The sequence below is a fragment of the Paenibacillus sp. EB106-06-01-XG199 genome, assembly GCF_058791575.1.
Genome location: NZ_JBYTDQ010000007.1, coordinates 67,593 through 81,002, shown reverse-complemented (window position 1 = coordinate 81,002; position 13,410 = coordinate 67,593). Strand labels below are relative to the sequence as shown.

General features: G+C 50.8%; 11 protein-coding genes. 7 read left to right on the top strand and 4 right to left on the bottom strand.

All coding sequences use genetic code 11. The annotated features are described in order from the left end of the window. The first annotated feature begins 6 nt into the window (after window positions 1-6). Entirely contained in the window at window positions 7-942 is a 936-nt protein-coding gene (gene galU / locus AC3WT9_RS23605; RefSeq protein ID WP_341377197.1) for a UTP--glucose-1-phosphate uridylyltransferase GalU, read from the top strand. Window positions 943-1,522: 580 nt separating this feature from the next. On the opposite strand, the gene AC3WT9_RS23600 is transcribed toward galU, so the two are convergent. The 3 genes from AC3WT9_RS23600 to AC3WT9_RS23590 all read right to left on the bottom strand — a co-directional run bounded on the left by AC3WT9_RS23600 (window position 1,523) and on the right by AC3WT9_RS23590 (window position 4,540). Continuing rightward, entirely contained in the window at window positions 1,523-2,089 is a 567-nt protein-coding gene (locus tag AC3WT9_RS23600) for an FAD-dependent oxidoreductase (protein ID WP_341377198.1), read from the bottom strand. Between the two features lie 142 nt (window positions 2,090-2,231). Beyond that, on the bottom strand, window positions 2,232-3,857 hold the full coding sequence (locus AC3WT9_RS23595; RefSeq protein WP_341377200.1) for a sensor histidine kinase: 1,626 nt from the start codon (window positions 3,855-3,857) through the stop codon (window positions 2,232-2,234). Next, window positions 3,854-4,540, bottom strand: a complete 687-nt coding sequence (locus tag AC3WT9_RS23590) for a response regulator transcription factor (protein ID WP_076112818.1) — start codon at window positions 4,538-4,540, stop codon at window positions 3,854-3,856. Before AC3WT9_RS23590 ends, AC3WT9_RS23595 begins: the two co-directional genes overlap by 4 nt. Before the next feature lie 480 nt (window positions 4,541-5,020). On the opposite strand from AC3WT9_RS23590, the gene AC3WT9_RS23585 reads away from it, so the two are divergent. The 3 genes from AC3WT9_RS23585 to AC3WT9_RS23575 all read left to right on the top strand — a co-directional run bounded on the left by AC3WT9_RS23585 (window position 5,021) and on the right by AC3WT9_RS23575 (window position 9,847). Beyond that, complete coding sequence (locus AC3WT9_RS23585) at window positions 5,021-6,184, top strand: glucose-1-phosphate adenylyltransferase (protein ID WP_038585522.1); 1,164 nt, start codon at window positions 5,021-5,023, stop codon at window positions 6,182-6,184. A gap of 23 nt (window positions 6,185-6,207) precedes the next feature. Next, window positions 6,208-7,311 (top strand): glucose-1-phosphate adenylyltransferase subunit GlgD, encoded by a 1,104-nt coding sequence (gene glgD / locus AC3WT9_RS23580; protein ID WP_341089600.1) that lies wholly within the window; start codon window positions 6,208-6,210, stop codon window positions 7,309-7,311. 103 nt (window positions 7,312-7,414) lie between these two features. Next, the gene (locus AC3WT9_RS23575; protein WP_341089601.1) at window positions 7,415-9,847 is read left to right on the top strand and encodes a glycogen/starch/alpha-glucan phosphorylase; all 2,433 of its coding nucleotides are present in this window, start codon (window positions 7,415-7,417) and stop codon (window positions 9,845-9,847) included. A 102-nt stretch (window positions 9,848-9,949) separates the two neighbouring features. Here the strand turns inward: AC3WT9_RS23575 and AC3WT9_RS23570 are convergent, their stop codons facing one another. Continuing rightward, window positions 9,950-10,429 carry a GAF domain-containing protein gene (locus AC3WT9_RS23570; RefSeq protein WP_076112815.1) on the bottom strand — a complete coding sequence of 160 codons (480 nt, stop codon included), beginning with the start codon at window positions 10,427-10,429 and terminating at the stop codon, window positions 9,950-9,952. A gap of 237 nt (window positions 10,430-10,666) precedes the next feature. Here AC3WT9_RS23570 and AC3WT9_RS23565 point away from each other — a divergent pair, with 237 nt between their 5' ends. From AC3WT9_RS23565 to AC3WT9_RS23555, 3 genes are all read left to right on the top strand, one after another. Next, a complete protein-coding gene (locus AC3WT9_RS23565) occupies window positions 10,667-10,966 on the top strand; it encodes a hypothetical protein (protein WP_038585534.1) in 300 nt (99 codons plus the stop codon). 274 nt (window positions 10,967-11,240) lie between these two features. Then, window positions 11,241-11,768 carry a GNAT family N-acetyltransferase gene (locus AC3WT9_RS23560; RefSeq protein WP_341089602.1) on the top strand — a complete coding sequence of 176 codons (528 nt, stop codon included), beginning with the start codon at window positions 11,241-11,243 and terminating at the stop codon, window positions 11,766-11,768. A gap of 25 nt (window positions 11,769-11,793) precedes the next feature. After that, on the top strand, window positions 11,794-13,302 hold the full coding sequence (locus tag AC3WT9_RS23555) for an MDR family MFS transporter (RefSeq protein ID WP_445744942.1): 1,509 nt from the start codon (window positions 11,794-11,796) through the stop codon (window positions 13,300-13,302). Window positions 13,303-13,410: the final 108 nt, after the last annotated feature.

Genomic DNA, 13,410 nt, shown 5'->3' with positions numbered 1-13,410 from the left:
TCCAACGTGAAAATCAGAAAAGCTGTGATACCCGCCGCCGGTCTGGGCACGCGCTTCCTGCCGGCTACCAAGGCCCAGCCGAAGGAAATGCTGCCCATTGTGGATAAGCCGGCGATTCAATACATCGTAGAGGAAGCGGTCCGCTCCGGTATTGAGAGTATTATTATCGTAACCGGCCGTAACAAAAAATCGATTGAGGATCATTTTGACAAATCGGTGGAGCTGGAGCAGACCTTGCTGGAGAAAGGAAAACTGGACCTGCTCCGCGAGGTGCAGGGAATCAGCGAGCTGGCAAGCATTCATTACATCCGGCAAAAAGAACCGCTGGGGCTGGGTCATGCCATTCATTGTGCAGAGCAATTTATCGGAGATGAGCCGTTCGCGGTGCTGCTCGGTGATGACATTATGGTGTCCGAGCCCCTGGCACTCTCGCAGATGATGAAGCTGTATGAGCAGGCGGAGAAGACGATTGTCGGTGTTCAGCGGGTGCCAAGGCAGGAAGTCAGCAAATACGGGATCATTGCTTCAGGAGGTTCCATAGACGGTGTGCATGCCGTAAGCGGACTGGTGGAGAAGCCTGTGCCGCAGGCCGCGCCTTCGGAATATGCGATTATGGGCCGGTACATTTTGCAGCCTTCGATCTTTTCGGTGCTGGCTAGACTTGAGCGCGGAGCTGGCGGTGAATATCAACTGACGGATGCTTTGCATGAAGTGTGCCGGAATGAAGGGCTGTTAGCCTTAGATCTGCAGGGCAAACGTTATGATATTGGCGACAAGTTCGGGTACATTCAGGCCACCATGGAAATAGGGCTGCAGCGTGAAGAGTTGCGGCCGCAGCTTTTGCCGTATTTACGAAAGCTGCTCGGCAGCCTGGAGAGCAGTGAGGAAGCTCAGGCTGTATTGGGGAGTGAGGCAGCAGGCAGAAGCAGCCGCATCCTTTGATGCTGAAGCCGGGGCAAATATCAGGCAGACCTCGTGTAAACTTAATAGGCTGTTCCGGATAATGATTGGCGTACAGCCATCCCTAATTTGGAGCAGCCTTTTGTGCAGGCCCGCCAATCGAAACTGTACATATTACAAATTTAGAGTTGTCACGTGCGCCCTTTGCTGCTAAAGAGCATCCCTTAAATTTGCTTTCAAAAGTGGGTTGTTCCCCCCGCTATCACGCCGCAGTGCAGAGAACGGGCAGGTGATCCGCATGGAGATTATTATTTGAACGCTTGAGTGAACGTAGTTGTAATTACTACAGCTATTTGGTGCGTTAAGGGCCGATTCTAGAGTATAAGTGTATTGAGTACAATTAAAAATTGTGAACCGTGGCGGTTCAGTGGAATTTCGTGAAAATAAATGTACAGAGTGCAACTACCTCTTCGTAGGCCGCTAAACGTGCAGAAATAGCTGTATAAACTGCAATTATCGGATGAAAAAGGCCAACAAAGCAATCACGGCTGACCCCAATCCAGCTAAGAGAGGGACTCTTGAAGCGAAGTATCCGCCCGGAGTCCCTCTCGTATGAATATAATTATGCCTTCAGCAGATCGTGATCGACATATCTTGCACCGTTCAATTCACTGATGACATTAATGGCGACCTTCGCGCCGTCACCTGCGGTAATAATAGCGTGCACGCTTACTCCGGCAACGGTTCCGGCGGCCCAGATGCCTTCGACATTTGTTTTGCCTTCGGCGTTCACGGCTATCACGGTCTTGATTCTTGGCTCCGTGCCATCCTTGGTTTCCACACCGGCTTTGGCAGCCAAATCGGTCAGGACGCCTGTAGCCAGAATCACATGTTTCGCTTCATAAGTGGCACCGCTCTCGCTTTCAATGACAAAAGCCTCACTGCCAGCGGTAAGACTCACCGCTTGATCAGCCACTAATTCCGCCCCGAATTTGACGGCTTGCTTGTGTCCGGTTTCCACGAGGTCGGGACCGCCGATTTCGGAGATTCCATAAAAATTCTCATACCACCCTCTGCGGGTCATTCCTTTGTCATTGTCAATCAGCAGCGTTTTTTTGCCCGCTTTGGCGGCGAACAGGGCTGCACTGGCACCGGCTGGTCCGGCTCCGATCACGGCGATTTCGTACATGAATTCGACCTCCTAAAAGTTTTGTGAGCATAACATCCTTGAACCGGCTTCGTACAAAACTTACTTCGAAAGCATAGGCTTAAGTTTTGTGAGCATAGCATCCTTTTCACACACTATTATAACGTTAATTACACTACATAAGCTAATTCAGCAAGCATGAAAGAGAGACTTTAAAGACAGTGCCTTCACCGAGAGTACTCTCCACGCTGATATTCCCGTTATGTGCATCCACAATAGACTTTGTAATCGACAATCCAAGGCCCGAACCGCCGTATTTGCGCGTGCGCGAGGAATCGCTGCGGTAGAAGCGGTCGAACACATGGGGGAGATGATCAGCAGAGATGCCGGAGCCGTTGTCCCTGACAGTCAGCGTTGCTTCGGTGTCCCGGGCGTGCAGGGAGATATGGATCGTCCCCTTGTCGGCATCTGTATGCTGCACGGCATTGTGGAACAAGTTGAGAATGACCTGTTTGATTTTGTCGGGATCATACAGGCCACGGATGCCGTAAGAAATATCGAAGGTGACCTTGCGGTTTCCGGCCAGCACCAGGAGATGCGGCTGCATCTCATCGATGACTTCACCCAGCAGCAGGTTCTTGACCCTTAGCTGAGGCGCGCCGTCCATACGGGCCAGCAGGAGCAAGTCTTCGACCAGCTTATTAATCCGTTTGGATTCACCGTGCATGCTGTTCAGTGCGCCGTAAAGCTGGTCTTTATTATCCGCAGCTCCCCGCAGCAATACCTCCAGGAAGCCATGAATCGAAGTGAGAGGAGTCCGCAGCTCATGGGAAGCATCGGCGGCGAAACGGCGCATCTGTTCCTTGGCTTCACGTTCATTATGAAACGAAATTTCCAGACGCTCCAGCATCCCGTTGAAGGACTGGGACAGCTTGTCGATTTCTGTCTGTCCCTGGTTGACGGGGAAACGTACGTCCAAATTGCCTGCGTCGATGATTTGCGCGGCTTCGCCCATATTGGATAAGGGAACCAGTGTTTTGCGCAGTGCAGGCAAATACAGGAACAGCCCGGCCAGCAAAGCAATTACCGCCAAGCCGGCGAAGATCATCAGCTGCTGCATAATTACATCTCTCAGCGGGCCGGTGGCCACGCTCATTTGCAGCAGCATTTTGGGTGCACCCGGCTTGCGCAGATTCATGAACACGGCCAGGTGCTCACTGCCATCTTTAGCGGTTATCAGCCGGTATTCTCCCGTTTGTTTATCCGTAGTATGTTTGAGCAGCTCATCATATTCTTTGTTCGTCATTCTTGGAGCGGCAGAATCGGAAAGAGTATCCTCCTGGAAATCCTTGAAGGTGCCGTCCGGGCTGTAGATGGCGATAGTTGTATGGGCATCCAGCAGGAGAGGACGCCTGTCACCGCCCATCCGCTGCCCGTCCGGGCTGGTATTCTGGTTCACCCCGGGTGCTCCGTTCGTGGCGGGGCTAGCACCAGGCAGTTCCGGTTTAACCATCTCTGGTGGGTCTGTTGTCCAAGAAGGGTCTGAAGCGCCTGAAATACTCAAGTCGGCCGGAGTACTGTTCCCGGAATTGAGAAACGTAAAATAGAACTCACGCGGCACGGACCGCAGCTGCGTTTCCATGGATTCCGCCCGGTTGGTGTAGATGAAGTTCCGCATCAGCACATACTGCAGCACACCGATCAGCAGCAGCAGCACGGACAAAATGATGAGCGAGATGGCCAGCAGCTGCTTGCGCAGGGAACGCGGAGACGGGAGCCTGCTGATGAAGCCCGAGAGGCGGGTAATCATACCAGGTCCACGCGGTATCCTGCGCCGCGCAGCGTGCGGATAATCTTATGCTCTTTATCGCCAAGCTTCTCGCGGAGGGAACGGATATAGACCTCTACGATATTTTCCTCTCCGCCAAAATCATATCCCCATACCTTATCCAGAATCATCGGCTTGCTTAGTACAAGGCCATGATTGATGACCAGGTATTGCAGCAGCTCATATTCGGTAGGGGATAGCTCCAGAACCTCTTCCTTGTGGCGGATTTCCTTGCGGCGGCCGTCAATCCGGAAGGGGCCGCAGCGCACTTCCCCAAGCAATCCCGGGAACTGATTGCGCAGCCGGGCCTGGATCCGGGCCAGCAGCTCGTCGAAGCTGAACGGCTTGACCATATAGTCGTCAGCCCCGATAGACAGGCCCTTGACCCGGTCGTCCACTTCGTCTTTTGCAGTCAGCATGATGACCGCAATCTCCGCTTCTTCTGAACGCAGGTAACGGCAGACCTCAAAGCCGTCCATGCCCGGCATCATCACATCCAGAATGGCCACATGCGGTTTGAAATCGGCAGCAATTGCGATCGCGCTGACACCGTCAGGTGCAGTCATTACTTCAAATCCTTCGTTCATCAGACCCAGTTCCAGAAACTGCAGGATATGAGGCTCGTCATCTACGAGCAGTAGTCGCACGCCTTGGGCAGCTTTCATGAGTAGTACCTCCGTTTACAGTAAAAGATAGTTCATTATGACACATCACGTTGAACGTTTGCTGAAAGAAGCGTCTGCTTAAGTTCAATATCAGAATAGAATTTTTAGTTCATGGTTAATCATTCTGGTTAATCTAATTATAAGAAATATAAATGTTATTAATAAGGAATGTAATTACAATTTAAGGTTTTTGGAACTCAATAAAGGGTTTTGACGGCGACGCTAGAACACTTTACAATAAGGATAGAAACCCGGTATTTTGGAGTGCTTTTCTCACGAATCCGGCAATGTCCCGATATCAGGTGTCCCCCCCGTTTGTTAACCTTATCCAAATTTCCTATCAAGCACATTTCTTTCATTTTACTTCTTGCTGGTTCACTTCTTTTTGAATTCTATCTTGGGTCTATTTTCGTACCACCAAACTTCATTCAACCTTATTTATTACATGCTTTACTACCCATATGTCAAGGAGGCTCTTCCATGAAGAAAAAAGAAATGGTAGCCATGCTATTGGCGGGAGGCCAAGGGAAAAGGTTGAAGGGATTGACCAAAACGCTTGCCAAGCCCGCTGTTTATTTTGGGGGAACTTACAGAATCATCGACTTCCCCTTAAGCAATTGCTCCAATTCTGGTATTGATACAGTTGGTGTGCTTACTCAATATGAGCCGCTTGTACTGCATTCATACATTGGGGTAGGCAGTGACTGGGATTTGAACCGTAAGGATGGCGGTGTATTTGTATTGCCGCCGCATGAACGGGAGAATGGAAGCAGCTGGTACCGGGGAACGGCTGATGCAATTTACCGCAATCTGAAATTTGTTGATCAATTTGATCCGGAACATGTGCTTATACTTTCCGGCGACCATATTTACAAAATGGATTACAATGCTATGCTGCAATATCACAAATCTAGAAATGCTGACTGCACCATCTCGGTCATTGATGTTCCGCTCGAGGAGGCCAGCCGCTTTGGCATTCTTAACACAGATGAAGATTTGAAGATTTATGAGTTTGACGAGAAGCCGGTGAAGCCGAAGAGCACGCTGGCGTCGATGGGCGTTTATATTTTTAAATGGGAGGTCCTCCGCAAGCATCTGCTGGAAGACGGGGAGAATGCAGACTCCTCCCATGATTTCGGCAAAGATATTATTCCTCTGATGCTGGAGGACGATAAATCCCTTTTTGCCTATCCATTTGAAGGCTACTGGAGAGATGTAGGTACAGTGGCCAGCCTGTGGGAGGCCAATATGGATTTGTTAAGTGATCATCCGCCGCTGAATCTGAATGATCCCAATTGGCGCATTTTTACCCGCAATCCGAATCAGCCGGCACAATATGTAGCTCCAGGAGCAAAGGTATCGAGCTGCATTATTAATGAGGGCTGCATCGTGTACGGAGAGGTGAAGCATTCGGTGCTCTTTTACGGCGTGGAAGTGGGAGAAGGCAGTGTCATTACCGACTCCGTCATTATGCCCAAGGTTAAGATCGGCAAGAATGTACGGATCCATAAGGCTATCATCAGCGAAAATACGGTAATCGAGGATTATATGGAGATCGGAGTCGATCGGGAGAATGAGGACGAAATCCTGCTGATCGATAATCGGAGCAAGAAACGTAAATCAGTTGCAGCCAAAACCATATAACCATTAGAGGACGGTGAACCGGGATGAAAAAGCTTATGGGTGTAATCAATCTTGATCATGAACTGGATAAATTAAATGAGTTGACCTATTTCCGCTGCGGTGCTGCCGTGCCTTTTGCCAGCCGCTACCGGCTGATCGATTTCGTTCTTTCCAATATGATGCGGGCAGAGCTGGAAAGCGTTGGACTGTTTGTCCGCCGTAAATACCGTTCGCTGATGGATCATCTCGGCGACGGCAAGTCCTGGGATATGAACCGCAAGCATGGAGGACTGTTTATTCTGCCGCCTGACTGGAATGATCCGACAGACACCTCGCTTGGGGATTTACAGCATTATCATAACAATCTGGATTTCTTCAAACGGGCCTCGGCCAAATATATTGTGTTCTCCGGCAGTCAGCATATCAACACTGTGGATTTCCAGGAGGTATTCCAGTACCATCTGGAGAAGGGCGCGGATGTAACACTTGTCTACAAAACGATAGACCAGCTGCAGCCTGAGCATGATCCCTGCCTGCGTGTTGAGGTAGACGAAGAGAATGCGGTTACGAATATTCATCATGAGAAGGACCATCACAATGTGTATCTGGATATCTTCATCATGGAGAAAAAAATGTTCCTGGAGCAGGTAGAACATTGCATCGCCCATGGCGAAAGCTTCTTCTTCCGCGATGTGATCCAGAAGAACCGGCACAAATTCAAAATTTCCGCCTACGAGTACAAAGGTTACCATGCGGTGATCAATTCGCTGGAAAGCTATTACAAAAATAGTCTGGAGCTGCTCCGCCAGGATAATTATTTCAGCCTGTTCAAGGAGAATCCGGTGCAGACCAAGATTAAATATGAAGCGCCAACCCGTTATCTGGACAGCGCAGAGGTTAGCAACTCGCTGGTGGCCAACGGCTGTATCATTGCCGGAACCGTGGAGAACAGCGTGATCTTCCGGGGCGTGCAGATCAAAGAAGGGGCCAGAATCATCAATTCTGTCATCATGCAGAAATGTGTAATTGAAGAAAATGCCGTGATTGAAAATGTCATTATGGATAAAGATGTACACTTAAGCAGAGACCGGATTCTGGTCGGAGATAACAAACGTCCATTTGTTATAGCCAAGAGCAGCAAAATTTAACCTCAGGATCAGTTGAACACCGGGCAGCACCCAGTTCAGCTGATCCTGAGTTTTCATAAATACGCCATTCACAAAATAAGGATCTGTCAGGAGGAACCCGCTGTTGTTCAACGATAAAGAAACCTTTAAACAAGCGTTCCGCGAGGCACTCATCAGGAAATTGGGCAAGCCACTTGAAGAAGCTTCGAATGCTGATGTGTATAACATCATCGGCAATATGATCCGTGAGAATGCAGGTAAAAACTGGGCGGATACCAACCAGAAATTTAAGGCTGATAAGGAAAAGCAGGTTTACTATTTTTCCATGGAATTTCTGATTGGCAGGCTTCTGGGCAATAATCTGCTCAACATGGGCGTACTGGAGGTAGTACGCGAAGGACTTGCAGAACTGGGCTTTTGTCTTCAGGATATTGAAGAGGAAGAAGCAGATGCAGGCCTCGGCAACGGAGGTCTGGGGCGTTTGGCCGCCTGCTTCATGGATTCGCTGGCCTCCCTGCAGTATGCAGGGCATGGCTGCGGCATCCGTTATAAATACGGCCTGTTTGAGCAAAAGATTGTTGACGGATATCAGGTGGAGCTGCCCGATTATTGGCTGCAGAACGATAATGTGTGGGAATTGCGCCGGGAAGACAAGCAGGTGGAAGTACGGTTCTGGGGACATGTGGAGACCCGTGAGGAGAACGGTGAGCTGGCCTTCGAGCATAAGGATTATGAAGCGGTGCGGGCGGTTCCTTATGATATTCCGATTATTGGGGCGGACCGCAAGCATGTGAATACACTGCGGAACTGGAGTGCCGAATCGATCAACCCGTCCTCGAGAATAACCGGCTCCCTGGCTGGAACGGATTATCACAAGTTTCTGGAATACAAACGTTCAGTGGAATCAATTTCTGAATTCCTGTACCCGGATGATTCACAGTATGAAGGCAAGCTGCTCCGTCTGAAGCAGCAGTATTTCTTGTGCAGCGCAGGTCTGCAGAGCATTCTGCGGACGTACAGCAAGACGGGCCTGCCGATTGAACTGCTCCCGGACAAAGTGGCTCTGCACATCAATGATACGCATCCAACACTGGTTATCCCCGAATTGATGCGGATTCTGATGGATGAACACAGCATCGGCTGGAATCAGGCCTGGAGCATGACGACCCGGATGGTGTCCTATACCAACCATACCATTCTCAGCGAGGCACTGGAGAAATGGCCGATGGGGATGGTCCGGGAGCTGCTGCCGCGTATTTTCCTCATTATTGAGGAAATCAATGCCCGGTTCTGCGGTGAGCTGATGAGCAAATATCCCGGCGATCAGGACCGGATCAACCAGATGGCAATTATTCATGATGATCAGGTGCGGATGGCCCATCTGGCGATAGTAGCCAGCCATAGCGTGAATGGAGTGGCCGCGCTGCATACAGAGATTTTGCAGAAACGCGAGATGCGGCTGTTCAATGAGATGTATCCGCACCGCTTCAATAATAAGACGAACGGCATCACACACCGCCGCTGGCTGCTGCATGCCAATCCCGAGCTGGCCGGATTGATCAATGATTCCATTGGTACACGCTGGATTCACCATCCTCAGGAGATGATCGGGCTAATTAAATATTGTGAGGATGCTTCATTCCAGGAACAGGTGGCTGGCATCAAACGCCGTAACAAGCAGCGCCTGGCGGAATACATCGGCAAGAAGCATGGGGTGCAGGTAGACCCGGATTCCATCTTCGATGTACAGGTCAAACGGCTACATGCCTACAAACGCCAGCTGCTGAACATTCTGCATATTATGCATATGTACAATCAGCTTAAAGATAATCCATCTATGGACATGGTGCCGCGCACCTTTATATTCGGGGCCAAGGCTGCACCCAGCTATCATTTGGCCAAACGGATTATTAAACTGATTAATACAGTGGCTGATGTCGTCAACAAGGATCCGGATATCAAAGGCAAGATCCGCATCTTTTTCCTGGAGAATTATTCGGTCTCTTTGGCGGAGAAGATTATTCCCGCAGCTGACGTAAGCGAACAAATCTCTACAGCAAGCAAGGAGGCTTCCGGCACGGGCAACATGAAGTTTATGATGAACGGTGCGCTGACCATCGGCACGATGGACGGGGCCAACGTGGAAATGCACGAAATGCTGGGTGACAACAACATGTTCCTGTTCGGACTGCGGGCAGAGCAGGTGCTTGATTACTACCAGTATGGAGGCTATCATTCCCGTGATATCTATAATGGCGATGGACGAGTCAAGGAAGTGCTGGATCAGCTCATCACACCGGGTCCAATCTGCTGCCATACCCAGGAGTTCGATTCGCTCTATCAGTCATTGCTCGACAATAATGATGAATTTTTTGTGCTTAAGGATTTTGCCAGCTATGTGGAGACTCATGTCAAAATCGATCTCGCCTACCGCAACCAGAAGGAATGGCTGAAAAAGTCGATTATCAATATCGGCCATTCCGGCAAATTTTCCAGTGACAACACGATCAGCCGCTACGCCTCTGAAATCTGGAATATTAGTCCGGTCCGGCAGTAATCGGGCGTTGTCCTCAGCATAAAAACGATCAACAGCAAAAAGGCCGTCACAAACGCAGGTACTCCTGCGAATGTGGCGGCCTTTTACATGCAGCCGGGAAAATTAGATTACGTCCGAAACCATAGCCGCGAACCGCTCCAGGAAGCGGCGTTCCTCATCATCGAAGCGGTGCTTGAGCGGGCTGTCGATATCCAGCACACCCAGCAGCCGGTCCTCCTTAATCAGCGGCACGACGATTTCGCTGTTCGAAGCGGCATCGCAGGCAATATGTCCCGGGAAGGCATGCACATCATCCACGACGAGTGTCCGGCGCTCGCTTGCGGCCGTTCCGCATACTCCGCGGCCCAGTGGAATGCGGATACAGGCAGGCAGTCCCTGAAAGGGCCCAAGCACAAGCTCCTTGCCGTCAAATAAATAGAAACCGGCCCAATTGGTATCCGGTAGAGAGAACTTAAGCAGTGCCGAGGCATTCGCCAGATTGGCAACGGCATTTGGCTCCCCTTCCATCAGCGCTCCCAGCTGGGATAGAACCGCTTCAAAACGCTCGCTGCGCGTTCCGTCGTAGGGCATAGCCTGAAACATGAAGCATCACCTTCCTGTACCTTGAGTCAGTATGAATCCATAACTGTAACTAACAACATAGTACAGCAACGTTCAATACGTCAAGCATTACCGGATTTATGCAGATTGCAGAGCTTACCCCCTTACCGTAACAGTCCCTCGTGTTTCCACAAGCCATCACTAGGGTAATGCTTTTATAAGAATAAGCAGTGATTGAATTTACTAAAACTGGAGGCTTTTGGCCGGAAGGAGTGGAATATGCGCGCCGATGTACAGAACTTGTTCGTAGGGATTCATATGCTTTATTTTGCACATGAGAGGGACCTTACAGTATCAGAAATGCAGCCGGAACTCGAGAATCTGGGATACCGGGTGGCGGAACGTGAAGTGAAGCAGGAACTGGAGCGGCTCTCTCAGGAGAACTTCCTGACTGCCCATGGCGAGGGATTCAGCATTACCGGGACGGGGATTGAAGAATTCAAGGCGATCCAGGAAAAGCTTCAGGTTCTCTGCACCGAGGTGCTTAAGCCGGTCAAGGCAGCAGGGGCCTCAGGTTAATCCTGAAGATTATGCCCATTTCCACTATACAACGGCATGAGCGAACCTTATGCACAAAAACAAACGTCTGCATCAGGGTGGGACCAAGCCGCCCTGATAAAGGCGTTTTTCAAACGGTTTCTCACTGAAACGGTACCGTCCCGGTTAAGGACAGTACCGTTTCTATGTGTGTGAAATTTATGTTTCTATTCAGGACATCCTTACATATGTTGTATACTTATAAGGTTGGAAGGGGACGAGAGCGTTGTACGTGTGCAATGGGATGGTACCGGCTTTGAGCGGAGAAAGAGTGGAATTGCGTGTTATGACCGAAGATCATGCCGCCGCATTATATGACCTCTGGTGTCATCCTGAGGTGGCGCTCTGGCTGGACATGCCCCCTCTGTCTTCGGCTGCTGATGCAGAGCATCTAATTGGATTACTGCGGCAGATGGCGCGGGAAGAAGCGAGTCTGCGCTGGAGCATCATAGGACCGGAGGGTGACGTAATCGGCAGCTGCGGCTATAACTACTGGCAGCTGCCGGGAGCGTACCGGGGGGAAATCGGCTGTGAGCTGTCACCGTCCCATTGGGGGCAGGGATATATGCAGGAAGCGCTGGAGCTTGTAATGGATTTCGGCTTCGGCACCATGGGGCTGAACCGGATTGAAGTATTATGCCATCCGGACAATGTCCGGGCGCAGAGGCTGTTTTCAGCACTGGGCTTCCGGGAGGAAGGGCTGTTGCGGGAATACCGTCATACGTCCTCAGGCTTTCAGGACGTTATTCTGTATGCGCTGCTGCGCAGTGAGGCTAGACGCTAATATATAGTGAGAGGATTTGGATTCATTGAAGTCTCCAGGAGAAACAGAACGCAAGCTTATTTTGATAGGGGTGCTGCTGGCTACATTTTTGGCTGCAATTGAAGGGACAGTAACCGGGCCTGCCGGACCGGCGATTGTTGGGGATTTTCAGGGGATGCAGTGGCTGAGCTGGATATTTACCGCCTATCTGCTGGCCATGGCGGTCACGACCCCGATATTTGGCAAGCTGAGCGATCTGATTGGCCGCAAGCCTGTATTCATCGGTGGAGCTGTGGTATTCTTGCTTGGCTCGCTGCTGTGCGGCATATCGCAGAGCATGGAACAGCTTATTATATTCCGCGGCATCCAAGGAATCGGAGCGGGAGCACTGATTCCGATGACCTTTACGATAATCGGTGACATCTACAGCATTAAAGAACGGGCAAAGACACAGGGGCTGCTGAGTTCGGTATGGGGGATCTCCTCTCTGGTTGGACCGCTGCTCGGCGGCTATGTTGTAGATTACTTAAGCTGGCGCTGGGTGTTTGTGTTTAATCTGCCTTTTGGCCTGTTATCTATTATATTTATTTCCCGCTATCTGAAGGAAGAACGGGTAAGACGCAAGACGAAGATTGATGTAGCCGGTGTGCTGCTGTTCGCGGCAGGGATGGGGGCTCTGCTCTTCGGACTGACGACAGGAGGGCAGAATCTGCCCTGGACGTCTCCGCTCCTGCTGGCGATATTGGGGGCGGCAATTCTGCTGCTGATAGTATTTCTGTTTGTGGAGCGCCGTGCTCCTGAACCGATGCTGCCGCTCACGCTGTTCTCTGTTCGTAATATTGCTGTATCCACCGGGGCCAATCTGCTGGTCAGTACCTTGATCATTGGCTTGTCCACCTATGTACCGCTGTGGGTACAAGGAGTGTTCGGAAAAAGTGCTGCCCTCTCAGGCCTGCTGCTCGCTCCGATGTCTGTAGGCTGGATGCTGGGCTCCATTGCCGGAGGACGGATGATCCTGCGCTCCGGCTCCCGCCGGACGGGCATGCTTGGTCTGGCGCTGATTTCCATAGGGGCCATCGGCCTTGCGTTTATGAACGGGGATTCCTCACAATTGCTGCTTCTATGTCTTATGCTGTTCTGCGGAGTCGGGTTTGGCTATGCCTCTACCGTCTTTACCATTATCGCCCAGTCCTCTGTGGAGCATGAGCAGCGCGGGGCCTCAACGGCACTTAATACGTTTACCCGTTCACTCGGGCAGACGGTTGGGGTGGCAATTTTCGGTTCCTGGCTGAACCTTACGATTGACAGACGGCTGGCGGAGCAGCCCGGCAGTGCAGTTACAGGGGATGACATCAATACACTACTTAATCCGCATGGCGGCAGCACACTGACCGGGGAGGCCTTGAGCAGTCTGCATGGTGCGCTGGAAGGCGGCCTGCATTCACTTTTTATTGTAATGGCGGTATTCGCAGTCTTGTCCCTGATTATTTCTTCAGGTCTGCGGAGTGGCGTTCCTTCCATTGCGGAGGAGAATCCGGCGCTTAAGAAGGCTTAGTGAATAACACTTGTGTCAGAACCCATCTATTGCTGCAACAAACTAGAAACGGCTGAGTCATCCTTAACAGGACGGCTCAGCCGTTTCTACTTGTTCTGGAGCTATTCT